The following is a 24,141-nucleotide window of genomic DNA, read 5'->3' as shown; positions in this document are numbered from 1 at the left end:
ACGACCGACCGCAGAAGGGGAACCATGAGCAGTGTCGACGCCCTCGTCGCCCGCACCCTGGGCATCAGCGAGGACCGGGTCACCGACACCCTGGAATACCAGTCGATCCGGCAGTGGGACTCGCTCGGCCACATCTCGCTGATGGTGGCGCTCGAAGAGGCGTACGGCGTGCCGGTCGACGACGAACTCACCCTCGCCCTGCGCTCGGTGACGGCGATCCGGGAGTTCGCCGAGGGGTGCGCCGCGGGCCGGGCGCCCTCCGCCGCGCCCGGTCCCGGCGCGCCCGCGGGACAGCCCCCCGCGGGGCAGCCCCCCGCCGGGCAGCGGCACACCGTGCACCGCGGCCTGGACGGCGTCAGCTTCGATCGGACCACCATCACCCGTATCGACGGCGCCGAGGGGATCCTGGAGTACCGCGGCTACAGCATCCACGACCTGGCCGAGCACGCCTCCTTCGAGGAGGTGGCCCACCTCCTCGTGCACGGTGAACTCCCCGACGCCGCGGCCCTGCCGGCCTTCGAGAAGGAACTGCGGGCGGCCCGCGAACTGCCCGCCCCGGTGCTCGACCTGGCCCGCTCGCTGGCCCACGCCCACCCCATGGACGCACTGCGCACCTGCGTCTCCGCGCTCGAGGCGTTCGGGCCCCGCCGCGACGCGGGCACGGACGAGACGTACGAGCAGGCCCGCGAGACCGGCATCGCGCTGATCGCCCGGATCCCCATGCTGGTGGCCGCCCACCACGCCTTCCGCAGCGGCCGCGAGCCGTCCACCCCGGCGGAGGAGACCTCCTGCGCGGACGCCTTCCTCACCGCCCTGCTCGGCGAGCGGCCCACACCGGCCGCGGTGCGGTTCCTGAACAAGGGACTGATCGTGCACGCCGACCACAGCTCCAACGCGTCGGCGTTCGCCGCCCGCGTCGCCGTCGGCTCCCGGGCCGGGATGACGGCCGCGGTCACCGCCGCCGTCGCCACCTTCGCGGGCTCCGTGCACGGCGGCGCCGCCGAGCGCGTCATGCGGCTCGTCGACGAGGTCGGCGCGCCCGAGCGGGCCGCGGAGTACGTGGCACGGCTGCGCGGCCGGGGCGAGCCGGTGATGGGCTTCGGCCACCGGGTCTACCGCACCGAGGACCCGCGGGTACGCCATCTGCGGTCCACCGTCGTCGAGTTGAGCCGGGAGCGGGGCGACAGCCGCGGCCTGGAGATCCTGGACGCCGTCGCCGAGGCCATGCGGCCCTACGGCCGGCACGGCCTCGCCCCCAACGTGGACCTCTACGCCGGCCTCGCCTACCGGCTGCTCGGCCTGCCCGACGACCTCGCGGTCCCGCTGTTCGTCGTCGGCCGTACCGCCGGCTGGGTGGCGCAGGCGCTGGAGCAGCAGTCGAACAACGTCCTCATCCGGCCGCTCCTCGACTACGTCGGGCCGCGCGGACGCCGGTACCCGGCGGCACGGGAGGCGGACGCCCGATGACCGCGCCGATCAGGACATGCCTCGCCGGGCGGTCGGCCGTGCTGTACGGCCTGCCGGAGTTCGCCGAGGAGAGCGGCTTCGACCTCGGGGCCGTCCCCTACACCGGCCGGGTGCTGCTGGAGTCCCTGCTGCGGGCGGGCGACGACGCGGCGGCCGCCGGGCTCGGCAAGCGGCTCGCGGCGGGGGAGGAGCCCGGCCTGGAGATGCCGCTGCGGCCCGCCCGCATCCTCGTCCAGGACTACACCGGCATCCCCCTGCTGGTGGACCTGGCCGCCCTGCGCGACCGCGTGTCCGAGCCGGGGCGCGTGAACCCCGCGCTGCCCGTGGACGTGGTCGTCGACCACTCCGTGCAGGCCGACGTCGCCGGACGGCCCGACGCCCTCGCCCGCAACGAGGCCCTGGAGCTGGAGCGCAACCGGGAGCGGTACGCGTTCCTGAAGTGGGCCGAGGGCGCCTTCGACGGGCTGCGGGTCATCCCGCCGGGCAGCGGCATCGTCCACCAGGTCAACCTGGAGCGCCTGGCGACCGTCGTCGCGCGCGCGGACGGCGACGTGCTCCACCCGGACACCGTGATCGGCACCGACAGCCACACGACCATGGTCAACGGTCTCGGCGTCCTCGGCTGGGGCGTCGGCGGCCTGGAGGCGGAGGCCCTCATGCTGGGGCTCGCCCAGCCGATCCGCGTCCCGCCCGTGGCCGGCGTGCGCCTGACCGGCGCCGTGCGCCCGGGCACCTCGCCCACCGATGTGGTCCTCGCGCTCACCGAGCGGCTGCGCCGGGAGGAGGTGCGCGGACTGATGCTGGAGTTCACCGGCCCCGCGGTCGCCGCCCTGTCGGCCCCCGACCGCTGCACCATCGCCAACATGGCGCCCGAGTACGGCGCCATGTCCGCCTTCTTCCCGGTGGACGACGAGACCCTGGACTACCTGCGGCGCACCGGGCGCACGGAGCGGGACGTCGCCCTGGTGGCGGAGTACTGCCGCCGCCAGCGCCTGCTGCGCGAGGGCGACGCGCCCCGCTTCGGGCGGGTGATCGAGTTCGACCTCGGGGAGGTCGGGCCGAACCTGGCCGGGCCCAGCCGCCCCGACCAGCGGATCCCGCTCGCCGGCCTGCCCGGCTCCTTCGCCGCGCTCCACCCCGCCGAGCCCCGGACCGAGGACGGTGTCACCGACGGCGACCTCGTCATCGCCTCCATCACCTCCTGCACCAGCACCTCCAACCCGAAGGCGATGCTGGCGGCCGGACTGCTCGCCCGCCGGGCCGTGCAGCGGGGCCTGACCGTTCCCCGGCACGTCAAGACGAGCCTGTCGCCCGGCTCCCGGGCCGTGACCCGCTACCTGCGGGACGCGGGCCTCCTCGACGACCTGGAGCGGCTGGGCTTCCACGTCGCCGGGTACGGCTGCATGACCTGCAACGGCGGCAGCGGCCCGCTGGGCGACGGGGTCGGCGACGCCGTCGACCGCGCCGGTCTCACCGTCGCCGCCGTGCTCAGCGGCAACCGCAACTTCGAGGCCCGTGTGCACGCCCAGGTCCGGGCCGGATACCTGGCCTCGCCCGCCCTCGTCGTCGCCCTCGCCCTCGTCGGGCACGTCCGCGTCGACCTGGACCGCGAACCCCTGGGCAGCGACGCCGACGGCGCACCCGTCTTCCTGCGCGACCTGTGGCCGCAGGACGTCGAACTGCGGGCTCTGGAAGCCGAGTTCGTCACCCCGGAGGTCTTCGCCGACGACCCGTCCGCGCGGGCGGGCTGGGCGGCCGTCACCGCACCGGACTCCGCGGTCTTCGCCTGGGACGAGGACTCCACCTACATCCGGCCCCCCGCCTACGCCGACGCCCGCCCCCGCTCCGGCCCGCTCACCGGCGCCCGCGCGCTCCTCGCGCTCGGCGACGACGTCAGCACCGACCACATCTCACCGGTCGGCGCCATCCCCGCCGACTCGCCGGCCGGGCGCCACCTGCGCGAGCGCGGGGTGCGCGACTTCAACTCCTACGGCTCGCGGCGCGGCAACCACGAGGTCATGGCCCGCGGCACCTTCAGCAACCCGCGCCTGCGCAACCGCCTGGCCGGCGACGGCGACAGCGGCGGCAGGACGCTGCACCTGCCGAGCGGCGAGCGGCTGCCGGTGTACGAGGCCGCGTGCCGGTACGCCGCCGAGGGCACCCCGCTGATCGTGCTGGCCGGCCGCTCCTACGGCATGGGCTCCTCCCGGGACTGGGCGGCCAAGGGCCCCTGGCTGCTGGGGGTACGGGCGGTCCTCGCCGAGAGCTTCGAGCGCATCCACCGCGCCAACCTGTGCGCCATGGGCATCCTGCCGCTGCTGCTGCCGGCGAGCTGGCCGGAGCTGGGCCTGAGCGGCCGGGAGGAGTTCCACCTGGCGCTCGACGCGGTACGGGAGACCGGCGAGGCGCGGGTCACCGCGGACGGGACCTCGTTCACCGTGCGCGCCGACGTGCAGTCCGCGGGGGAGTGGGACGTGCTGCTGGCCGGCGGCACGCTGCCGTACCTGCTGGGGCGGCTGCGGGACGGGGAGGGGCGATGAGCGGGCACCTCCTGGACGGGCTGGGCCTGCGCTCCGCCGCGTCGGCCGACGCCCTCGCCACCGGGGCCAAGACCTTCGCCCCGGTGCACGTCGGCACCCACGACATCCCCATCGGCACCCTGCTCGACCTGCTCCACCGGCACGAGGACCTGCTGCCGCCGCGCACCGGGCACCTCGGCAACTGGGAGGACATCGCGCTGGGCCGGTCCGGACCGATGGACTTCAACACCGCGATCTGCGGCGGCGGCCACGGCTATCCGCTGATCTACGGCTTCACCCGCACCGAGGCCGACGCGGCGGGCGGCGACGAGGCGTACCAGCCCGGCTCGCTGATCGGGCAGGGCAAGCGGGACACCCTGGCGCTGTACACCTGGGACGGGCGGGCCATGGTCCGGCGGGACCGCGGCCGTCCGCTGTTCTGCCCGCTGACCCAGGCCGAGGTGGACGGCGAGCTCGTCCCGCTCGTCGACCTGCACTGGCGGCGGATGCGGGAGATCCCCGGCTTCCGCTTCACCCAGTGGGCGGCCGTCCTCGTCGACAACGGGCCGCTGGTCACCGACATGCTGACCCTGCTGATCGAACAGGCCGACGCCACCGCGAAACAGGGCACCCGCCTGTCGGAGCTGATCAGCCACGCGGCATGGCCGGACGGCGCGGTGGACCGCTGCGACCCGCGGCGGGACGGCACGGGGTACGTCCTCGAAGGGCACCGCTACCCCTCGGCCCGCGCGCTCGCCGAGGCGGCCATGGTGCTGGTGAGCGCCCTGGTCGAACCCGCCGCCTTCTTCGAGCGGCTGCCGACGCTGCCGCCGGTGCTCCCGGTGATGTCGCTGCAGCTGACGAACGTGCTGTTCGCGCTGCTCGGCACCCACCACCCGGGCCGCCCGCCCGGCACCCCCGAGCGCCCCTTCGTCACCCATGTGCACTGGGGGGCACGCGCCATGGCGGGCTGTCCGCCCCGCCGCGGCGGCTATCTGGCGCGCCGGTCCACCGTGCGCTCCCTGCGGGCGATCACCACCCCCCTGGTGCGCCACTTCGACGCGGCGAGCCCGGTGGCCTTCGTGCTGCTGCCGGCCCAGGTCTTCATGCTCTGCCCGCCCGGCACCGAACCCGCCGACGCCGGGCTGCTGGCGGACCTCTTCAGGCACCTGAGGGCCGCCCGCCCTGACGACTCCCACGACACCGCGCTCTCCTGGCTCGCGGAGCACGGCGGGCGGCTGTCGCCCTATCTGCGTGGCCGCTTCCGGGACGGCAGCGGCGTGCCCGCGGGCGGCGAGACCCGCGAGCCGACGGTGCCCGTGGAGCCGGAGGGCTTCCGGGAGCTGACGTTCCGGCAGGCGTGCGCCGCCGTCGCCGCGTGCGAGGAGGCACTGGGATGAGATTCGTCCACCGCACCGTCCGCGTCGCCCTCAAGGAGCCGTTCGTCAGCAACACGGGCGTCACCACCGAGGTGCGCCAGAGCGTCGTCGAGCTGACCTGGGAGGGCCTGACGGGCTACGGCACCGCGCGGGGCGCCGACCCCGCGGACGTCGACGCCTGCGCGCCCGTACTGGCGGACGCCGCCACGCCGTACGAACTGCGGGCCGTCCTCGCCCGGCTGGCCGCAGCGGGCATCGGGCCCGCCGCCCGCTGCGCCGTCGACATGGCGCTGCACGACCTGCTCGGCAAGGCGTGCGGACAGCCGCTGCACCGGCTGCTGGGCCTGGACGGGCTGCCCGTCGGGCCGACCGCCCTGTCCATCGGCGCCTGCCCGGACGGCGAACTCCTCGACAAGGGGCGGGCGCTGGCCGGCTGGCCGGTGCTGAAGCTGAAGTTCACCCCGGACGACGACGGCAGCCGCGCCGGGCTGCTGCGCTCGGTGTACGGCGGGCGGATCAGGGTCGACGGCAACGGTTCCTGGAGCCCCGACCGGGCCCTGCGCGTCGCCCGCACCCTGCACCGGCACGGCGTCGAACTCCTCGAACAGCCCGTCCCGCCGGGCGACCCGGACGCGCTGCGGTACGTCCACGAGAACGCGCCGCTGCCCGTCTACGCCGACGAGGACTGCGCAGGCCCCGACGACGTGCTGCGGCTGACCGGCCGGGCCGGCGGCGTCAACGTGAAGCTGGCCAAGTGCGGCGGGCTCCTCGCGGCCCGCGAGACCATCGCGCTCGCCCGGCGCGCCGGACTGCGGGTCATGCTCGGCTGCAAGCTGGAGAGCGCCCTCGGGGTGACGGCCATGGCCCAACTGGCCCCGCTCGCCGACGAACTGGACCTCGACGGCCATCTCGGCCTGGTCGGCGACCCGTTCACCGGAGCGACCGTCGACCGTGGTGTGATCGGGATGCCGACGGCCCCCGGCCTCGGCGCCACCCAGACCGGCACGACCTACGGAGACAACTGACATGCGACTGCGCTGTGCCGTGCTCGACGACTTCCAGGACGCCGCGCTGCGATCCGCCGACTGGACCCCGGTCCAGGACCGGGTCGAGGTCGTCGCCTTCCGCGAGCACATCGTCGACGAGGACGAACTCGCCGCCCGCCTCATCGACTTCGACATCGTCGTCACCCTGCGTGAGCGGGTGCCCTTCCCGGCCTCGCTGCTGGACCGCCTGCCCCGGCTGAAGCTGCTCGTCGCCTCCGGGATGCGCAACTCCGTCATCGACTTCGCCGCCGCCCAGCGGTGCGGGGTGACGGTCTGCGGCACCGCCAGCTCCTCCACCCCGCCGGTGGAGCTGACCTGGGCGCTGCTCCTCGGCCTCGCCCGCTCCGTCGTGACCGAGAACAACGCGCTGCGCGAGGGCGGCCCCTGGCAGTCCAGCGTCGGCGCCGACCTGCACGGCCGCCGACTGGGCCTGCTCGGCCTGGGCAAGATCGGCAGCCGGGTCGCGCAGGTGGGCCTGGCCTTCGGCATGCAGGTCGCCGCCTGGAGCCAGAACCTCACCAGGGAACGCGCCGACGAGGTCGGTGTCGAACTCGCCGCGTCCAAGGAGGAACTGCTGGAAGGCAGCGACTTCGTCTCCGTCCACCTCGCGCTGAGCGACCGCACCCGCGGGCTGCTCGGCGCGCGCGAACTCGCCCTGCTCAAGCCCACCGCCTACCTGGTCAACACCTCGCGGGCGGCCATCGTCGACCAGGACGCGCTGCTGGCCGCCCTGCGCGAGGGCCGCATCGCCGGCGCCGGAGTGGACGTCTTCGACACCGAGCCGCTCCCCGCCGGCCACCCGATGCGCACCGCCCCCCGGCTGCTCGCCACCCCGCACCTCGGATACGTCTCGCAGGCCAACTACGCGACGTACTACGGCCACGCCGTGCAGGACATCCAGGCGTTCCTGGAGGGCGAGCCGGTACGCCGCCTCGGCTGACCGGCCGCCGGCCGGCCGCCCGGCGGCCGGCCACGGCAGGCCCTGCCCAAGTCCGCATCTGCCCCTTGGAGATCCACGTGAGCGCGCAACGCCGCATGATGAAGCTCGGCGCCTTCCTGCCCGCACCGGGCCACCACGTCGCCGCCTGGCGCCACCCCAACGCCCGTCCCGACGGCGGACTCGACTTCGGCTACTACCGCTCGCTCGTGCAGACCGCCGAGCGGGGCCTGTTCGACATGGTCTTCCTCTCCGACGGGGCCGGGGTGCGCACCAAGTACCGGGACGCCGACGAGCTGAGCCGGCAGGGCCGCATGGTGCACTTCGAGCCGCTGACGCTGCTGTCGGCGCTCGCCGTGCACACCACACACATCGGCCTGACGGCCACCATGTCGACGACGTACAACGAACCCTTCAACGTGGCCCGCCAGTTCGCCTCCCTGGACCACCTCAGCGCGGGCCGCTCCGGCTGGAACGTGGTCACCTCGGCGACCGACGCGGAGGCCCGCAACTTCAACCTGGACCGGCAGCCGGAGCACGCGGCGCGGTACCACCGGGCACGGGAGTTCATGGAGGTGGTCACCGGGCTGTGGGACAGCTGGGAGGACGACGCGTTCCTGTACGACAAGGAGGGCGGGCGTTTCTTCGACCCGCAGAAGCTGCACATCCTGGGGCACGAGGGGGAGCACTTCCGGGTGCGGGGGCCGCTGAACGTGGCGCGGCCGCCGCAGGGGTACCCGGTGATCGTGCAGGCCGGCTCCTCGCCGGACGGGCAGGACTTCGCCGCCCGCTGGGCCGAGGTCGTCTTCACCGTGCAGCAGACCCTGGACGGGGCTCAGTCCTACTACCGCGGGCTGAAGAAGCAGGTCGCCGACTACGGCCGTGACCCGGACCAGACGAAGGTCCTGCCCGGCGCGTTCGTCGTCGTCGGCCGCACCAAGGCGGAGGCCGAGGACAAGTACGCCACCCTGCAGGACCTGGTCGACCCGGTCGTCGGCCTCGGCATGCTGTCCTACCAGCTCGGCATGGTGGACATCTCCGGCTTCCCGCTGGACGGCCCGCTGCCCGAACTGCCGCCCACCGAGGGCTCCACCAGCAAGCAGCAGCTGATCTACGAGAAGGCCCGCAGGGAGGGCCTGACCGTCCGCGAGCTGTACCTGTCCGTGGCGGCGGGGCGCGGCCACCGCTTCCTGCTCGGCACCCCGGAGACCATCGCCGACGAGCTGGAGGAGTGGTTCGCCGGCGAGGCGTGCGACGGCTACAACATCATGCCCGACTACCTGCCCGACGGCCTCGACGCGATCGTCGAGCTGCTGGTGCCCGAACTGCAGCGGCGCGGACTGGTGCGCACCGAGTACGAGGGCACCACCCTGCGGGAGAACCTCGGGCTGCGCCGGCCGGCGTTCGGCGCCGCCGCGGGGACCAGATGACCGTCGAGGCGTCGGCCCTGCGCACGGTGCTGCGCCCGCACGCCTCGGGTGTCGCGGTGCTCACCGCCCAGGGCGAGGCCGGACCGGCCGGCGTGACCATCACGTCGTTCACCTCGCTCAGCGCCCGCCCCGCCCTCGTCTCGTTCGCGCTGGCCGACACCTCCGGCACCTGGGCCCTGGTCCGGGACGCGGAGTGGTTCGGCATCCAGCTGCTGGGCGCCCACCAGACGGAGCTGGCCGAGCGGTTCGCGGCCCGGGGCGCCGACCGGTTCGCCCCGCCGACCGGCTGGCACACCGGCCCGCACGGCGTGCCGCTGCTCGACGGCTGCCTCGGCTGGCTGGTGTGCGCACGGCAGCAGCGGAGCAGGGTCGGCGACCACCACCTGGTGGTGGCCTCCGTCGAGCATGTGCGTGAGGGGGCGCCGGGACAGAGCCTGGTGCACCTCCACGGCCGGCTGCGGCCCGTCACCTCCACCACCGCGTCAAGGATCTGAGAGCCATGCCGAAAGTCCTGCTGTTCTCCCGCCAGCCGCTGACCGGACGCCCGCTGCAGCAGTGGCTGGACGACACCGCCGGCAGCGTCGTCCTGATCACCACACCCAAGGCCGTCCAGGGCGCCGAGGACGTCCTCGCCGAGCACTTCCCGATGCACCGCCTGGTGCCCGACTACCACTCCTGGGCCACCGAGGAGATCGCGGAGGAGGCGGCGCGCACCCACGGCGTGGACCTGGTCGCCAGCACCAGCGAGAGCGACGTGCTGCGGGCCGCCCGGCTGCGTGCCCGGCTCGGCCTGCCCGGCCAGGACACCGCCTCGGCGACCGCCTACCGCGACAAGGTCGTCATGAAGCGGATCGCCCGCGAGGCGGGGATACGGGTGCCGGCCTTCACCCCGGTCGACAGCCCGGCGGACCTGCTCGACCTCCTCGACGCCCACGGCTTCCCGGCCGTGGTCAAGCCCCGCTTCGGCGCAGGCTCGGAGGGGGTCGCCGTGCTGCGCGGCCCGGCGGACGTCACCGCCTTCCTGGCCCGGCAGCGCGCCTCCGACGTGCCCTACCTGCCGGGGCAGTGGATGGCGGAGAGCTTCGTCGTGGGGGACTTCTTCCACGTGGACGGCATCATGCGGGACGGGCGCGTGCTGCACGCCTGGCCGTCCCAGTACAACCTGGGCGGGATCGCCCAGCGCCTGCAGGACCACTCGGACGTGAGCAGCGCCATGCTCGGCCCGGACGACCCGCGGTTCGGCCCGCTGACGCGGATGACGCACGACGTGATCGCCGCGCTGCCGGGCTCTTCGACCCCGCTCGCCTTCCACCTGGAGGCGTGGACCGGCGCCGACGGCGAGCCGGTGCTGTGCGAGATCGCCAGCCGGGCCGGGGGCGCGCTGGTCGCCGAGACGTACGAGCGGATCTTCGGCGTGCACCTCGCCAGGGAGGGGCTGCGGGCGCAGTGCGGCAGCGCCCTCACCCTGACCGGGCAGCCGCCGGCCCCCGCCGAACTCGCCGGCTGGACACTCTTCCCGCCGGGCCACGGCGCCTTCGTCCCGCCCTCGGGGCCCTGCCCCGTGCCGGCGGTCGACCTGACCGTGCGGCTGGCGCCGGGCGCGGTGGGGCGCGGTGTGGAGCACCTCACGCAGTCGGCCGCCGACGCGCTGGTCACGGCGGGGACCGCGGCGCAGGTGCGCAAGTACCAGGAGGAACTGGCGCACTGGTGGTACGCCGCCACCGACTGGGTCCGGACCGCGTCGGAGACGTCCTGACGCCCTAGCGAAATGAGCTGTGATGCCTGAGCACGTACTGGTCGTCGGGACGGGCCGCGACTTCCCGGCCCGGCTGCGCGCCGCCCGGCCCGGCACCGAGACCTCGGTGATCGTGCAGCTGGACTACATCGGCAAGGTCCGCGAACCGGGCGGCAACGCCCGGGTGATCGGGGTGCGCGGTGACGCCCCCGACGAGGAGTGGATCGCGCTGGCCGCCGCCGCGCACGCCCGGCACCCCTTCACCCGGATCGCCACCTTCGGCGAACGGGACCAGGACCGCTACGCCGCGATCGGTCAGGCCCTCGGCCTGGCCTGCCACAGCGTCAGGACGGTCTCCCTGGCCCATGACAAGGAGGCCATGCGGGCCCGGCTGGCCGAGGCCGGCGTCGACACCACCGCCTACGCCCGGGTCGCCGACGTGGACGCCCTGCGGGCCTTCGTACGGGCGCACGGGACCTGTGTGGTCAAGCCGGTCTCGGGCGCGGGCAGCGCCGGAGTCGCCCGGGTGACCGCCGGCAGCGACCTGGCCGGCGCCTTCGACCGGGCCGGCGGCAGCTACCTGGGCCTGGCCAACCCGGGCGTGCTGGTGGAGGAGTTCATCGAGGGCACCCAGTTCAGCGTCGAGGCGGTCTCCGAGCGGGGCGAGCACGAGGTGGTCGCGATCACCCGCAAGTACTCCGACCCGGCGACGTTCGTCGAGCTCGGCCATGTCTCGCCCGCCGAACTGCCCGAGGAGCGGCGCAAGGAGGTCCACGCCTGCGTCGGGAGCGTCCTGGACGCGCTGGGCGTGACCTTCGGCGTCACCCACACCGAGGTGGTGCTGGCCCCGTCGGGCCCCCGGGTGATCGAGACGCATGTGCGGATGGGCGGTGACGAGATCCCGGCGCTGACCCGGGACGCGACCGGGGTGGACCTCGACGAGTGCGCGCTGCGGCAGACGCTGGGGGAGCGGGTGCTGCCCGGGGTCCGGGCGGCCCTGGCCGCGCGCCGCGCGCCGCGCAGCTCGGCGATCTGGTTCGCGGTGCTCGGCGCCCGCGGTGTGCTGGGCGAGGTCACCGGGCTCGACGAGGCCCGCGCCGTGCCCGGTGTGACCGGGGTCGAGGTGACCGCCAGGCCGGGCAAGGAGGCCGGGGGTCTGACCTCCTCCGAGTCCCGGGTGGCGTACGCCCGCGCCCTCGGTGCCAGTGCCGGGGAGGCGGTCGACGCGGCCCGCAGGGCCGTCTCCCGCCTGGAGTTCCAGCTCCGGGTGCGCGACGCGGGCGGTCCGGCGGTGTGATCCGCCGGACCGCCCGCACCGGTGCCGCCCGCCGGGCCGGAGGGCGGCACCGTCATGCGGTGGAGTAGTGGTGTTCGGGCCGGCCGCTGTCCCCGTACTTCAGGGTGAGGCGCAACCGGCCCTGTTCCTCCAGGTACTTCAGGTACCGCTGGGCCGTGGAGCGGCTCACCCTGGCCTGCGCCGACACCTCGTGCGCGGACACCGGCCCGCCGGCCCGGCAGACGATCTGCCGGATCAGCTCGGCCGTCCGCTCCGTGTACCCCTTGGGCATGTGGCCGGCGGCGGCCGCGGCGCGCAGGGTGCCCAGGACCCGGTCGATCTTGTCCTGGTCCAGCGCGGTGTCGCCGAGGGCCGCGCGCAGTTGCGCGTAGCCCTCCAGTTTGCCGCGCAGCGCCTCGAACGTGAACGGTTTGACGATGTACTGCAGGACGCCGGCCCGCAGGGCCTCCTGGACGGAGGCGGGCCGGTTGTCCGCGGTCACCATGATGACATCGACGTCCGGGCCCTCCCGGCGCAGCCGCCGGGTGAGGCACAGCCCGCTCTCGTCCGGCAGGTAGTGGTCGAGCAGCACCAGGTCGATGCCCCCGCGCTGCACGGACGCGAACGCCGAGGCGGCGTCGTGGGCCCGCCCCACCACGCGGAAGCCGGGCACCCGGGAGACATAGCGCTCGTTGATCCCGGCGACGTGGAAGTCGTCGTCCACCACGAGGACGTCGATCACGGCGCCTCCCCTTCGCCGGCGGGCCCCGTCGTGGGCAGCAGAACGGTGAACACCGCGCCGCCGCCCTCCCGTTCGCCCACGGTCACGGTGCCGCCCCGCTCCCGCAGGAGGCCGGCGACGAGGGCCAGCCCCAGGCCCCGGCGGCGGTCGTCCGCGTGCCGTTTGGTGGAGGCACCGTCGACGAAGATCCACTGCCGTTTCTCCGGCGGCACCCCGGGCCCGTTGTCGGTCACGCGCAGTTCGGTGAGGGACCCCCGCTCGCGCAGGTCCACCTCGATCCACGGTCCGTCCGGGGCGGTCGGACGGTGGCCGGCGAGCGCGTCGACCGCGTTGTCGATCAGGTTGCCCAGAATCGTGACCAGGTCGTCCGGCCGGTCCTGGCGCCGGCGCAGTGAAGAACCCTCACTGACGGACAGCCGTACCCCCCGCTCCATGGCCATCACCGACTTTCCCACCAGCATGGCCCCGACGAGCGGTTCACCCACCCGGTCGGTGATGGTCGCCCAGTCCTGCCCGGCCAGTTCCAGCAGGCCGAGGAGCGTGTGCAGCGCGTTGCGTCGTTCGTGGGTGCGTACGTCCTCCTGTCTTCGTGCCGGCGTGGAGAGCACAGGCGTGCGTTCGGACACGAAACCCCCGTTCCCGTCACTCTGATGCATCGTCACCGGTCGGTGCGACCGGTGCGCGCACGGCTCATCAGGCGGGCGCGGAGCGGTCGTTGGCGGTACCACGCCCGGGGCGCGGTTTTCGGCCGTCACCCGGGAGTCATTGATTCGGATGGGCAGCGACGGCAGCAAGTATTCTTTTGGTAAAGAGATTCGTTGACGGAGTCTTTACCCGAAGGGGATTTCGGGAGCAACCGGGTCACAGATCCCGGTCGCCACCGGCGCCCGGCGCAATGGGCACAAAGAGATTTTCGAGAGGAAACCTCGTTGTGCCCACAACCGTGGCCGCGCCCGTGCCCTTGCTACCGTCCCTTTTCCGAGTCGCGTCTGCAAAGGGGCCGTTCGCGCGGCCGCCCGGGGCATCGACCGGGCGCGCAGGTCCCACCGGAGCGTCAAGGAACGGGCCGTCGGGCACGGTCGCGGCCCCCTCGACCCGGTCGCCGGCCTCGGGCCGCCCGGGCGCTCCTCCCCGACACCCCCACCACCGCCGACCAGGAGCCACCCACCATGCCCTCCTTCGGTACGCCGACCGACCTTCCCCCCTCGCCGCTGGCCGCGGTCGAGCGGCTGCTGCGGGCCCGCGGGCACCGGACGCCGATCGGGCTGCACCAGGAGAAGACCGTCTTCCCGCCGTGCGCCGAGCCCCGGGTCTGGGAGCGCGCCGAGTTCGGGATCGCGCCGCACGAACCGGCGCCGCCCGCAGGCGTCCCCGCCCTGCGCGAGCGCCTCGCCGCGGTGGCGGGGGCACGGCGCGGCACCGCGGTCGACCCGGACCGGATCCTGCTGACCGCCGGGGCCACCCACGCCGTCGCCGTCGTGCTGCACGCGATCCTGCGGCCCGGCGACGACGTGCTGGTCCTCTCGCCGCAGTGGATGTCCGCCACCGGCCTGGTCCACGCGGCGGGTGGCGTGCCCCGTGAGGTCCCGGTGTTCCTGGAGCCGCCGGATCCGGCCACGGCTCCCGGCCTCGGGCCGGTGTCCGCCGTCGAGGCCGCCGTGGGTCCCCGCACCCGCGCGATCTACCTCAACAACCCCAACAACCCGACGGGTCACCGCCTCGACGCGGCCCAGCTGGCCGGTCTCGTCGATCTCGCCGAACGGCACGACCTGTGGCTGATCGCCGACAACGCCTACGAGAACTACGACTTCTCGGCCGACGGCTTCCGCGACACGGCCACCGTCGACGGGGCCGACGCGCGCACCTTCGCGGTGCACTCGTGCAGCAAGACCTACGCGATCCCGGGCGCACGCGTCGGCTACCTCATCTCCCCGCCCGGCTGCGCCGGGACCCTGGCCGAGCGGTCGCCGCACACCCTGCGCCCGGTGCCCACCGTGGCCCAGTTCGCCGCGTTCGAGGCACTGGCCACCTCGCCGGGGGAACTCGCCGCGCGCCGCCGGCTCGCCGCCGACGCGTACCGGCTCGCCGCCGAGGTGCTGGAGATCCCGCACACCGCGGTCGCCGGCGGCCTCTCCACCTTTCTGGACCTGCGCGCCTACGGCGACGGCGAGGAGTTCGTGCGCCGCTGCGCCGAGCAGGGCGTCGGACTCGTACCCGGCAGGGCGTTCGGCGAGCACTGCGCCGCCTGGGCGCGGCTGTGCTTCACCGCCGCGCCCCCGGGGACCGTGCGCGAGGCCGTCCACCGCATCAACAAGGTCTACGGGGAGGGCGCCTCATGAGCGCCGCCGCGCCCGCGGACAGCCTTCCCGGCGTCGCTCACCAGGCGGGCTGCGGGGCCCGTCCCGCCTGCCAGGTGAGCCAGCCGCCGTCGAGATTGCGCACGCTGCGCCCGTGCTGGGTCAGGATGCGGGCGGCCGTGTGGCCCCGCAGCCCCGCATGGCAGTAGACGACCGTGGGGCGGTCGAGGGGGATCTCGTCGAGACGGTCGCGCAGTTCGTCGACCGGGACGTGCAGGGAGCCGGGAATGCCGCCCGCCTCGTGTTCGGCGCGGGTGCGGACGTCGACGAGCACGGACCCGTCGTGCACCGCCTGGTCGAGTTCGTGCCACTGGACGGTGGCGGCCGTTCCGCCGGCCAGGTTGTCGGTGACGTATCCGAGCATGTTGACGGGGTCCTTGGCCGAACCGAAGGGCGGGGCGTAGGCGAGTTGGAGGTCGGCCAGGTCCGGCGCGGTCAGACCGCAGGTGATGGCGGTGGCCAGCACGTCGATGCGCTTGTCGACGCCCTCGCCGCCGACGACCTGCGCACCGAGGATGCGCTCGTCGGCCGGGTCGGTGAGCAGCTTGAGGGCCAGCGGCCGGGCCCCCGGGTAGTAGCCGGCGTGGGACGCCGGGTGGATGTGCACGACGCGGTGGGGACGGCCGGCGGCGCGCAGGCGCTTCTCGTTCCAGCCGGTCGCGGCCGCCGTGAGGCCGAAGACCTTGACGATCGCGGTGCCCACCACCGGCCGGCTGCGCACGGGGCGCCCGGCGATGGCGTCGGCGACGAGGCGGCCGTGCCGGTTGGCCAGGTTGGCCAGCGGGACGAGAGTGCCGTCGCCGGTGAGACGGTCGCGTTTCTCCGCCGCGTCGCCCACCGCGAACACACGCGGGTCGCTGGTGCGTTGCTGCTCGTCCACCGCGATACCGCCGCAGGGGCCGATCTCCAGGGAGGCCGCGCGGGCCAGTGCGGTGTCGGGGCGCACCCCGGCGGCGAAGACGACGATGTCGGCGGGGATCACGGTGCCGTCGGCGAGCTCCACCGCGTCGGGCAGCACCTTGTGCAGCTGCGCGGACAGGCGCAGTTCGACACCGCCTCGGACGAGTTCGTCCGCGAGGGGGCGGGCCATCTCCGGGTCGAGGGGCGACAGCACCTGGTCGGCCAGTTCCACCAGGGTGACGGTGAGACCCCGATGGCGGAGGTTCTCCGCGAGTTCGACGCCTATGAAGCCGCCGCCGACGACGACGGCACTGCGGGCACCCGCGCGCACCGCGTCCAGGATGCGGTCGGTGTCGGTGACGTCCCGCAGCGTCAGGCCGCGCTCCGCCCCCGGCAGCGGCGGCACGACGGGTTCGGCGCCGGGGCTGAGCACGAGATGGTCGTAGTCCTCGGTGTACGTGCGCCCGGCGTCGAGGTCGCGGATCCGGACGGTGCGCGCCCCGCGGTCGATGCCGAGCACCTCGTGGCGGACGCGGACGTCGAGACGGAAGCGGGCGCGCAGCGATTCGGGTGTCTGCAGCAGCAGATCGGTGCGTTCGGGGATGACCCCGCCGACGTGGTACGGCAGGCCGCAGTTGGCGTACGACACATGCGGTCCGCGCTCGAGGACGACGATCTCGGCGTGCTCCTGCATGCGGCGCAGCCGGGTGGCGGCCGACATGCCACCCGCGACCCCACCGACGACGATGACCTTCACCATGTTCTCCGTTCGTGCTCCCGGTTTCTGCGGTCCGTGGGACCCGCAGCGCTCGGATACCCCCCACCGTATGTGGGGGGTGGGGGGCGACCGGGGGCGAAACGTCCCTCGGCCGAGGGACCAATGGCCCTGATCCACGGGGCGGGACGGACCACCGCGCACGGGACCGCCCGACCCGGGCACGCCGGGGCGGCGGATGACGTCAGACGGTCTCGGCAGGTCCCTGACCAGGGCCGTTGCGGCGGGTCCCGGCCCTGGCGGTCCTGGGCAGGCGGACGGTCATCCGGGTCCCGCCGCCGGGGGACGGGTCCGCGGTGACCGAGCCGCCGTGCGCGGTGACCAGTTCCTTCACGACGGCCAGGCCGATGCCGCTGCCGCCGGTGGCACGGGCGCGGGTGCCCCGCCAGAGGCGGTCGAAGACGTACGGCAGTTCGTCGGCGGGGATGCCCGGACCGGTGTCGGCCACCTCGACGCGGGCCTCCGCGGGCGTGGCCGAGACGGTGACGGTGACGCTGTCGCCGGGGCGGCAGTGCCGGGCGGCGTTGCTGAGGAGGTTGCCGAGAGCCTGGTGCAGCCGGTCCGCGTCGGCGTGCACGGGAACGGGAGCCGTGCCCAGGCGGCTGTGCACGGTCAGCCCGGCCGTACGCAGTTCGGCCTCGCGTCCGGCGACCGCCGAGCGGACCAGGGCGACCAGATCCACCTCGGCCGGATGCAGCGACAGCCGGGCCGACTCCGCGTCCGCCAGTTCACCGAGGTCGCCGACGATGCGGCCCAGCCGCAGGGCCTGGTCGTGGAGGGCGGCCAGCCGCTCGGGCGACGCCTGCGCGTAGCCGTCGCGCAGTTCCTCCAGCCCCGCCTGCAACGCGGCCAGCGGGGTGCGCAGTTCGTGCGCCACGTCGGCGGCGAGCCGATGGCGGGCCCGTTCGGCGGAGGTCACGTCGTCGGCCATGGCATCGAAGGCGCGGGCGAGGTAGCCCAGTTCGCCCGGCGCGTCGACCCGGGCACGGGCGGCGCGGTCCCCGGAGGCGAGCGCGCGGGCGGTGTCCGCGACGCGCACGACGGGGGCCGTCAGACGCCGGGTGACGAACCAGCTCGCGGCCAGCGCCAGAGCGAGGGCGCCGACGGCCGCGGCGCCCACCCACCCCCAGGCGACGGACCGCCCCGCCGTTCCCGCCCCGGACGCGAAGCGCAGCCGTACGGAGCCGACCGCGGCGCCGCCCACGGTGACCTCCGCGGTCGCCACGGGACCCGGGGCGCCGCTTTGCCCGCCGTGTGCCGGGCCGGGGCCGGATGTGCCGTGGCCGGGCCCGGGGCCGGGCGTGCCGAGAACGAGCCGCCCGTCCGCGTCCCACACGGTGAGGTCCGCCCCGGCGCCGGCGGCGAGGGAGCGGGCCCTGGAGAGGTCGGCCTCCGGCCAGCCGTCCGCGGTCCGGTAGGCGTCCGCGGCCACCGCGGCCACACGGTCCGCGGTCCGCTGCCGCTCCGCCCGGTGGGCGCTGCTGACACCGCGGTCGGCGCCGACGAGTGCGGCGGCGGTCAGCAGGGCCACGGACACCAGCGCGACCAGGGCGAACGCGGCGAACAGCCGCCGCCCCAGCGGGCCGAGGCCATGACGGTGCAGACCGGTCCGGGGGCGTGGCACCTGAGCCGGTCCGCCGGCCTGAGGGCGCGGGTCAGAGGTCACGGGTCCACCCCAGCCGGTAGCCCACGCCCAGCACGGTCTCCACGACGCCCGGGCCGGCCGCCCCGAGCTTGTGGCGGAGGTTCTTCACATGCGAGTCGACGGTCCGCTCGTACCCGGCGAACTCGTAGCCGCGCACCCGGTTGACCAGCTCGTAGCGCGAGTACACCCTGCCCGGGACCGACGCCAGGGTGGTGAGCAGACCCCATTCGGTGGGCGTCAGCTCCACCGGGACCCCGTCCAGCACGACCTGGTGACGGGCCTCGTCGATGCGCAGCCGTCCCCCGCCGTACGAGACGGGCGTGACCGCGTCCGCCCCCGTGCCCCGCGCGCGGCTCAGGACCGCTCCCACCCGCAGCACCACCTCGGTCGGGCTGAACGGCTTGGTCACATAGTCGTCGGCGCCCAGCCGCAGGCCGTGGATGCGGTCCTCGACGGTGCTGCGGGCGGTGAGCACCACCACCGGGACACCGCCCCGCTCACGGGCCTCGCGCAGCACCTCGTCGCCGTCGACGTCCGGCAGCCCGAGATCGAGGAGCGCCAGGTCGACCGCCTGCTCGCCGAGCAGCCGTACCGCCTCCGCGCCCGAGGAGGTCGTCACCACCCCGTACCCCGCGCGCTCGAGGTAGCGGCGGAGCAGTTCGCGGATCTCCTTGTCGTCCTCGACGACGAGCACGGTGGCACCCATGCCCCACACCTACGCGCCCGGGGCGCCCCCGCGCGAGGGCCGAACGGTCCACCGCGCCCGCCTGCGCGGTCTCCATCCCGTCTCCACATCGGTGGCACACCGACTGCAGGGCCGGACGCGACGGTGACGGTGCGGGGAGCGGCAGAGGCCCCGGACCGACGGCTTGAGGAGAACACCATGAAACGCAACGTCAAGGTCGCCACGGCGCTGACCGCCGGCGTCCTCGTCCTCGGCGGCGTGCTGGCGGCGGGTCCGGTGACCGCGGCCACCGGCGGCACCCCGGCGCCCGACCGGACAGCCGCGCAGGGCCTCATGGCGGGAGGGCAGGGCCCCATGGCGGGAGGCGGCCAGCAGCACGCACACCGGCAGGGCGCGGGTATGCCGGACGCCCGCGGTGACGGGGTCTGCAACATCTCCGTCCCCGCCGCCCAGGGCACTCTGACCGACGTCCAGAAGACCGCGCTCGCGAGCATGGCGGAGGAGGAGAAGCTGGCGCACGATCTGTACACGGCGTTCGCGAACCGGTACGACGAAAGGATCTTCGAGCGGATCGCGGCAGCCGAGACGCAGCACCTGAGCGCGGTCCGCGGTCTGCTGGACCGCTACGGCATCACGGATCCGACCGCGGGCAAGGCGGCCGGTGACTTCGCCGATCCGGCCGTCCAGGCCGTCTACGACCGGCTCCTGAAGCAGGGCGAAGGCGGTCTCGACGGGGCGCTGAAGGCGGGCCGTACCGTCGAGACGGAGGACATCGCCGCACTGGACAAGGCGCTGTCGGGCCTCACCGCCCCCGATGTGCGGCAGCTCTACGGCAACCTGCGCGCCGCGTCCGAGAATCACCTGGCCGCCTTCGACCGCTGGATCGCCCCGGGCGCAACGGGCTGAGCGGGCGGATCGGGCGGATCGGGTGAGGCCCTCGGCGAGGCCGGACGGCTCGGCCGCATGGGCAACGGTGCGCTCGCCCCCGCTCGGCGGTGCGGTTCGCCTCGCATCCGGCGGTGCCGCGTCGCTGCGGGCCGCGCCCCCGCGTCCGGCGCCCCCGCCCGGGGTGCCGGACGCGGGGCGGCGGGCCGGCGGGTCAGGCGGCCAGCGGGTCCAGCGTCAGCGGCTGGATCCTCCCCTCCAGCATGGCGCCCAGGCCCTGCACGGCGCAGATGTCGGGCCGCTCGGCGATGTGCACGGGCATACCGGTCGCCTGCCGCAGCATCTGGTCGAGGCCCGGCAGCAGCGCGCTGCCGCCGACCATCATGATCCCGCGGTCGGCGAGGTCGGCCACCAGGTCGGGCGGGCAGTCCCGCAGCACCTTGCCGATGCCGTCGAGGACAGCGGTCAACGGGGTCTGGATGGCGTTGCGCACGGCGGCCGTGTCGACCTTCACGGACCGCGCGAGCCCGGTGGCCACGTCCCGGCCCTGGATCTCGGTGGAGGCGGGCCCGTGCGGGGTGAGGCCGTTGCCGGAGAGGGCGAGCTGCAGGGGCCGTACCGACTGGCTCGGCAGCATCAGCGCGTGCTCGTGCCGCAGGTGCTGCACGATCGCGTGGTCGACGGCCTCCCCGCCCACCGGGATCCGCTCGGCGGTCACGATGTTGCCCAGCGACAGCACGGCGATCTGGGTGGCGGCGGCACCGCACACCATGATCATGGACGCTTCGGGCTGCTCGACCGGCAACCCGCACCCCACGGCGGCGGCGACCAGGGTGTCGACCAGCTCGACCCTGCGCGCCCCCAGCCCGACGAGGGTCTCGATGGCCGCGCGCTGGGCGAGCGGATCCGCGTCGTGCGGGGTGCAGGCGGCGGCCCGCAGCCGGGGCTTGCGGCGCAGCGAGCGGCGGAGCTTCTCACCGAGCAGATGGCGCAGCATGCGCTGGGCCATCTCGATGTCGACGACGGTGCCGCCGGAGACCGGCCGTGCGACCCGGATGTACGCGGGCGTGCGCCCGGTCATCTTCTCCGCGAACTCGCCGACCGCGATCAGCGCGCCGGTCCGGGTGTTCACGGCGGCGACGCTGGGCTGGTCCACCACCAGCCCGGACCCCTTGACGTACACACGGGTTCTGGCCGCCCCCAGGTCCACGGCGACGTGGCAGCGGCGCAGCTGGTCCAGGCAGACGGTCATGGCGGTACCTCCCGAGAAAGACCGCGGGCGGCCGCCGGGCGGCGGGCCTCTTCCTCTGCATCGTCCGCCGCGGCGGGCCCCGGCGCCCTTCGGAGTGGGCCGGGCGGGGTGCGTCCGGCCGGGTGGTCCCGGGCGCGTCGCACCCCCGGAAGCTTGTGCCGCGCCGCTTCCCGTGCCGCGCGCCCGTGCCGCGTGCCCGCGGCGCCCACCACGTCCGCCCGCGCGCCGCGGTGAGCGGCCACCGGGGCGGACGGCCGGCCAGGAGATCATCCGGGCGGTGGCACAGAGGCGGCGCCACCTCCGGTGATCCCCCGGACGACCCCCAGCGCCACCAGGTCCTGGGGACGCACACGGAGGTGGTCCGCCGTCGCCCGCACCTGGTCGGCCGGGCGCTTGAGGATCGCGGCGGCCGACTCCGGCGCGATGACGGAGAAGTAGCTGTCCGGTGTGGCCCAGGTGTTGCCGGGCGCCGCCAAGGCCAGGGCCCCGCCGGAACCGCCCTCGCCGATCACCAGGGTGGTCAGGGGCGTACGGGCGGTGGCGACCGCGCCGAACAGGTCCGCGATCGCCGCGCCCACGCCCTGCCGCTCGGCCTCGGCGTCGTTGGCGGCGCCCGGCGTGTCCACCAGCGTCAGGACGGGGACCGACAGGGAGTCCGCCAGGCGGATCAGACGTGCGGCCGTGCGGTACCCGGCGGGCCGGGTCGGGGTGCCGTCCTGGGCCGCGTACGCGATCGTCCGCCCGGCGCGTGTGCCGAAGCCGCACAGCACGCCCCCGCCCCGGCCGCCGCAGCGGTCGCCGCCGATGTCCGCCCGGCGCGTGAAGTACGCGTCCAGGTAGGCCCGCGCACGGGGGCGCCCCGGGTCGCGGGCGCGCCGGACGGCGTCCCAGCCGGTCGCGGGACGGTCCGCCGCCGCGGTCGCCGTGCCGGGCACGGGCGCCGGCTCGGTGGACGGCGCCGTCAGCAGCGCCAGCCACCGGCCGACCGTCTCCCGCAGGTCCCGCGGTCGCACGATCGCGTCGACGGTGCCGGCCGCCAGCTGCGCCTGAGCCGTGTAGGCCGCCGGGTCCGCGTCCGGCGGGCGCACCCGGGAGCCCGCGAAGGCGACCTGCGCGTCCGGCAGCGCCAGCACCACGTCGGCGCCCGCGCCCAGCGTGGCCCAGCCGCCGCCGGTCGTCGGGTCGCGCGCCACCGCGAGCTGCGGCAGTCCGGCCGCGCGGGTGAGCGCCGACTGCCGCGCCATCCGCTGGAGCTGGGTCAGCGCGAGCATGCCCTCCTGCATCCGGCTGCCGCCCGTCGCGATCAGCGAGACGACCGGCAGCCGGTGCGCACGGGCGTACGCGTGCGCCGCCTCCAGCCGGTCGCCGGTGCGCTCGCCGAGCGAACCGCCGAGATAGCCGAACTCGAACGCGATCAGCACGGCCGGAACGCCACCCACGGTCGCGTGGCCGCAGACCACCGACTCCTCCTCGCCGGTGCGGGCGGCGGCGAGGGCCCGCGCGGCCCCGTACCCCGCCCACTCCAGCGGGCCGTCGGGCCCGCACGTGTCCTCCGTGCCCCCGGGGCGGGGGAGTTCGGTGAAGTCGGGGGTGAGGAGGGCGATGAACTGCCGCGCGGTCAGGCGCTCAGGCATCGCCCAGGGCCCGCTTCATGATCTTCCCCATGTCGTTGCGGGGCAGGGCCGCGAGACGGCGCACCACGCGCGGGCGCTTGTGCGGGGCGAGCCGGCGCGCCACATGGTCGGCCAGCTCGTCGGCGCCGGGCGGCGCCGCGGGGTCCGCCGGCACGATCCAGGCGACGATCCGCTCGCCCAGATCGGCGTCGGGCTCCCCGGTGACGGCGGCCTCCCGCACCCCCGGGTGCTCCAGCAGCGCGTTCTCGATCTCGCCCGCCCCGATCTTGTACCCGCCGCTCTTGATGAGGTCGGTGGCCTTGCGGCCGACGATGCGCACATACCCGTCGGCCTCGCGCACCGCCATGTCCCCGGTGCGGAACCAGCCGTCGTCGGTGAACGCGGCGGCCGTGGCGTCGGGCCGGTTGAGGTACCCGGTGAACAGGTTCGGGCCGCGGACCTGGATCTCGCCGACCGTCTCCCCGTCCCACGCGCCGATCGGCGAGCCGTCCTCCTCGACGAGCCGCAGTTCGACACCGGGCAGCGGCACGCCGACCGTGCCCGGGCGCGCCTCCCCGTCCGCGCGCACACTGGTGTTCATCAGCGTCTCGGTCATCCCGTACCGCTCGATGACCCGGCGGCCGGTCGCGGCCGCGATCCGCTCGTGGTCGTGCACCGGCAGCGCCGCCGACCCCGACACCAGCAGCCGGGCCCCGGCCAGCGCCTTGGCCAGCCCTGGTTCGCCGGGCAGGGCCTCCGCGATGCGGTGGTACATCGTGGGCACGCCGAACAGCATGGTCGCGCCGTCGCCCAGCTCGCGCGCCACCCCCTCCGTGTCGAAGCGGCCGAGGTGGCGCACCGATCCGCCGCGGCGCAGCGGGCCGAGGACGCCGAGGACCAGCCCGTGCACATGGAACAGCGGCAGCCCGTGCACGAGCACGTCGTCGGAGGTCCACCGCCAGGCGTCCGCGAGCGCGTCGAGCGTGGCGGCCAGGGCCCGGCGGGGGATGACGGCACCCTTGGGCGGCCCGGTGGTCCCGGAGGTGTAGACGACGAGGGCGGGATCCTCGCCGTCGGCCTCGGCCGGTGCGAACGCCGCCACGCCGCCGGTGCCGTCCGCGCCGGCCGTGCCGTCCACGTTCACGTCGACGCGCTCCAGCTCCCGTACCGGGGAAGGGAGTCCGTCGGCCGGGGCGGCCAGCACCAGCGAGGGGGCGCTGTCGGACAGGATGTGCCCCAGCTCGCCCTCCCCGGACCTCGGATTGAGCGGGACGACGGTGACACCGGCGCTCAGCGCGGCCACCACGCCGACGGCGGTCTCCAGGGAGGGCGTGGCCCACAGGGCGACCCTCTCCGCGCCGCCGATCCGCCCGGCGAGCGCGGCGGCCGCCGCGGCCAGCCCGTCGTACGTCAGGGCCCGCTCACCGAACCGCAGGGCCGGGCGCCGCCCGGCCGAGGGGTCGGTCAGGGCCGGAAAAAGGGAGGACACGCGGGCACT

The 24,141-nt window shown here is 75.0% G+C and carries 19 protein-coding genes; 11 read left to right on the top strand and 8 right to left on the bottom strand.

The features are described 5' to 3' along the window. The first annotated feature begins 24 nt into the window (after window positions 1-24). The 9 genes from ACZ79I_RS12510 (at window position 25) to ACZ79I_RS12470 (ending at window position 11,810) form a co-directional block, all read left to right on the top strand. On the top strand, window positions 25-1,467 hold the full coding sequence (locus ACZ79I_RS12510) for a citrate/2-methylcitrate synthase (protein ID WP_471496973.1): 1,443 nt from the start codon (window positions 25-27) through the stop codon (window positions 1,465-1,467). Next, window positions 1,464-4,007, top strand: coding sequence for an aconitate hydratase AcnA (gene acnA / locus ACZ79I_RS12505; RefSeq protein WP_471496971.1), 2,544 nt, complete (start codon window positions 1,464-1,466; stop codon window positions 4,005-4,007). Before ACZ79I_RS12510 ends, acnA begins: the two co-directional genes overlap by 4 nt. After that, window positions 4,004-5,386 (top strand): DUF6025 family protein, encoded by a 1,383-nt coding sequence (locus ACZ79I_RS12500; protein WP_471496969.1) that lies wholly within the window; start codon window positions 4,004-4,006, stop codon window positions 5,384-5,386. Before acnA ends, ACZ79I_RS12500 begins: the two co-directional genes overlap by 4 nt. Then, window positions 5,383-6,390 (top strand): mandelate racemase/muconate lactonizing enzyme family protein, encoded by a 1,008-nt coding sequence (locus ACZ79I_RS12495; RefSeq protein WP_471496967.1) that lies wholly within the window; start codon window positions 5,383-5,385, stop codon window positions 6,388-6,390. Before ACZ79I_RS12500 ends, ACZ79I_RS12495 begins: the two co-directional genes overlap by 4 nt. A gap of 1 nt (window position 6,391) precedes the next feature. Next, on the top strand, window positions 6,392-7,351 hold the full coding sequence (locus tag ACZ79I_RS12490) for a D-2-hydroxyacid dehydrogenase family protein (RefSeq protein WP_471496965.1): 960 nt from the start codon (window positions 6,392-6,394) through the stop codon (window positions 7,349-7,351). Between the two features lie 77 nt (window positions 7,352-7,428). After that, window positions 7,429-8,778: an LLM class flavin-dependent oxidoreductase gene (locus tag ACZ79I_RS12485; RefSeq protein ID WP_471496964.1), complete on the top strand. Its 1,350-nt coding sequence runs from the start codon at window positions 7,429-7,431 to the stop codon at window positions 8,776-8,778. Next, window positions 8,775-9,272, top strand: a complete 498-nt coding sequence (locus ACZ79I_RS12480; protein WP_471496962.1) for a flavin reductase family protein — start codon at window positions 8,775-8,777, stop codon at window positions 9,270-9,272. Before ACZ79I_RS12485 ends, ACZ79I_RS12480 begins: the two co-directional genes overlap by 4 nt. Before the next feature lie 5 nt (window positions 9,273-9,277). Continuing rightward, the gene (locus ACZ79I_RS12475) at window positions 9,278-10,534 is read left to right on the top strand and encodes an ATP-grasp domain-containing protein (RefSeq protein ID WP_471496960.1); all 1,257 of its coding nucleotides are present in this window, start codon (window positions 9,278-9,280) and stop codon (window positions 10,532-10,534) included. Window positions 10,535-10,556: 22 nt separating this feature from the next. After that, a complete protein-coding gene (locus tag ACZ79I_RS12470) occupies window positions 10,557-11,810 on the top strand; it encodes an ATP-grasp domain-containing protein (protein WP_471496958.1) in 1,254 nt (417 codons plus the stop codon). A gap of 52 nt (window positions 11,811-11,862) precedes the next feature. Here the strand turns inward: ACZ79I_RS12470 and ACZ79I_RS12465 are convergent, their stop codons facing one another. Beyond that, window positions 11,863-12,531: a response regulator gene (locus ACZ79I_RS12465; protein ID WP_471496956.1), complete on the bottom strand. Its 669-nt coding sequence runs from the start codon at window positions 12,529-12,531 to the stop codon at window positions 11,863-11,865. Beyond that, window positions 12,528-13,157: a sensor histidine kinase gene (locus tag ACZ79I_RS12460; protein WP_471496954.1), complete on the bottom strand. Its 630-nt coding sequence runs from the start codon at window positions 13,155-13,157 to the stop codon at window positions 12,528-12,530. Before ACZ79I_RS12460 ends, ACZ79I_RS12465 begins: the two co-directional genes overlap by 4 nt. Window positions 13,158-13,700: 543 nt before the next feature. On the opposite strand from ACZ79I_RS12460, the gene ACZ79I_RS12455 reads away from it, so the two are divergent. After that, on the top strand, window positions 13,701-14,870 hold the full coding sequence (locus ACZ79I_RS12455) for a pyridoxal phosphate-dependent aminotransferase (RefSeq protein WP_471496952.1): 1,170 nt from the start codon (window positions 13,701-13,703) through the stop codon (window positions 14,868-14,870). A 37-nt stretch (window positions 14,871-14,907) separates the two neighbouring features. Here the strand turns inward: ACZ79I_RS12455 and ACZ79I_RS12450 are convergent, their stop codons facing one another. The 3 genes from ACZ79I_RS12450 to ACZ79I_RS12440 all read right to left on the bottom strand — a co-directional run bounded on the left by ACZ79I_RS12450 (window position 14,908) and on the right by ACZ79I_RS12440 (window position 18,914). Next, window positions 14,908-16,548 (bottom strand): FAD-dependent oxidoreductase, encoded by a 1,641-nt coding sequence (locus ACZ79I_RS12450; RefSeq protein WP_471496950.1) that lies wholly within the window; start codon window positions 16,546-16,548, stop codon window positions 14,908-14,910. Window positions 16,549-16,747: 199 nt separating this feature from the next. Next, window positions 16,748-18,187, bottom strand: coding sequence for a sensor histidine kinase (locus tag ACZ79I_RS12445; RefSeq protein ID WP_471496949.1), 1,440 nt, complete (start codon window positions 18,185-18,187; stop codon window positions 16,748-16,750). 31 nt (window positions 18,188-18,218) lie between these two features. Continuing rightward, a complete protein-coding gene (locus ACZ79I_RS12440) occupies window positions 18,219-18,914 on the bottom strand; it encodes a response regulator transcription factor (RefSeq protein ID WP_471496947.1) in 696 nt (231 codons plus the stop codon). A 177-nt stretch (window positions 18,915-19,091) separates the two neighbouring features. Between ACZ79I_RS12440 and ACZ79I_RS12435 the strand changes: the two genes are divergently transcribed. Beyond that, the gene (locus tag ACZ79I_RS12435; protein WP_471496945.1) at window positions 19,092-19,799 is read left to right on the top strand and encodes a DUF2202 domain-containing protein; all 708 of its coding nucleotides are present in this window, start codon (window positions 19,092-19,094) and stop codon (window positions 19,797-19,799) included. 193 nt (window positions 19,800-19,992) lie between these two features. Here the strand turns inward: ACZ79I_RS12435 and ACZ79I_RS12430 are convergent, their stop codons facing one another. The 3 genes from ACZ79I_RS12430 to ACZ79I_RS12420 all read right to left on the bottom strand — a co-directional run bounded on the left by ACZ79I_RS12430 (window position 19,993) and on the right by ACZ79I_RS12420 (window position 24,132). Further along, a complete protein-coding gene (locus ACZ79I_RS12430; protein WP_381086305.1) occupies window positions 19,993-21,030 on the bottom strand; it encodes a rod shape-determining protein in 1,038 nt (345 codons plus the stop codon). Between the two features lie 266 nt (window positions 21,031-21,296). Next, window positions 21,297-22,664, bottom strand: a complete 1,368-nt coding sequence (locus tag ACZ79I_RS12425; RefSeq protein ID WP_471496943.1) for a carboxyl transferase domain-containing protein — start codon at window positions 22,662-22,664, stop codon at window positions 21,297-21,299. Beyond that, window positions 22,657-24,132: an acyl-CoA synthetase gene (locus ACZ79I_RS12420; protein WP_471496941.1), complete on the bottom strand. Its 1,476-nt coding sequence runs from the start codon at window positions 24,130-24,132 to the stop codon at window positions 22,657-22,659. Before ACZ79I_RS12420 ends, ACZ79I_RS12425 begins: the two co-directional genes overlap by 8 nt. Window positions 24,133-24,141 lie beyond the last annotated feature (9 nt).

It is taken from the genome of Streptomyces sp. PSU-S4-23 (assembly GCF_055632315.1).
The sequence above is the reverse complement of the archived record's forward strand: the minus strand, read 5'-3'. Positions and strand labels throughout refer to the sequence as shown.

Excerpts from the sequence above, each read along its gene's own strand:
- ACZ79I_RS12450 (WP_471496950.1), bottom strand. The coding sequence starts at position 16,548 with ATGGTGAAGGTCATCGTCGTCGGTGGGGTCGCGGGTGGCATGTCGGCC.
- ACZ79I_RS12495 (WP_471496967.1), top strand. The coding sequence starts at position 5,383 with ATGAGATTCGTCCACCGCACCGTCCGCGTCGCCCTCAAGGAGCCGTTC.
- ACZ79I_RS12475 (WP_471496960.1), top strand. The coding sequence starts at position 9,278 with ATGCCGAAAGTCCTGCTGTTCTCCCGCCAGCCGCTGACCGGACGCCCG.
- ACZ79I_RS12490 (WP_471496965.1), top strand. The coding sequence starts at position 6,392 with ATGCGACTGCGCTGTGCCGTGCTCGACGACTTCCAGGACGCCGCGCTG.
- acnA (WP_471496971.1), top strand. The coding sequence starts at position 1,464 with ATGACCGCGCCGATCAGGACATGCCTCGCCGGGCGGTCGGCCGTGCTG.
- ACZ79I_RS12480 (WP_471496962.1), top strand. The coding sequence starts at position 8,775 with ATGACCGTCGAGGCGTCGGCCCTGCGCACGGTGCTGCGCCCGCACGCC.
- ACZ79I_RS12500 (WP_471496969.1), top strand. The coding sequence starts at position 4,004 with ATGAGCGGGCACCTCCTGGACGGGCTGGGCCTGCGCTCCGCCGCGTCG.
- ACZ79I_RS12510 (WP_471496973.1), top strand. The coding sequence starts at position 25 with ATGAGCAGTGTCGACGCCCTCGTCGCCCGCACCCTGGGCATCAGCGAG.
- ACZ79I_RS12435 (WP_471496945.1), top strand. The coding sequence starts at position 19,092 with ATGAAACGCAACGTCAAGGTCGCCACGGCGCTGACCGCCGGCGTCCTC.
- ACZ79I_RS12440 (WP_471496947.1), bottom strand. The coding sequence starts at position 18,914 with ATGGGTGCCACCGTGCTCGTCGTCGAGGACGACAAGGAGATCCGCGAA.
- ACZ79I_RS12455 (WP_471496952.1), top strand. The coding sequence starts at position 13,701 with ATGCCCTCCTTCGGTACGCCGACCGACCTTCCCCCCTCGCCGCTGGCC.
- ACZ79I_RS12430 (WP_381086305.1), bottom strand. The coding sequence starts at position 21,030 with ATGACCGTCTGCCTGGACCAGCTGCGCCGCTGCCACGTCGCCGTGGAC.
- ACZ79I_RS12470 (WP_471496958.1), top strand. The coding sequence starts at position 10,557 with ATGCCTGAGCACGTACTGGTCGTCGGGACGGGCCGCGACTTCCCGGCC.
- ACZ79I_RS12425 (WP_471496943.1), bottom strand. The coding sequence starts at position 22,664 with ATGCCTGAGCGCCTGACCGCGCGGCAGTTCATCGCCCTCCTCACCCCC.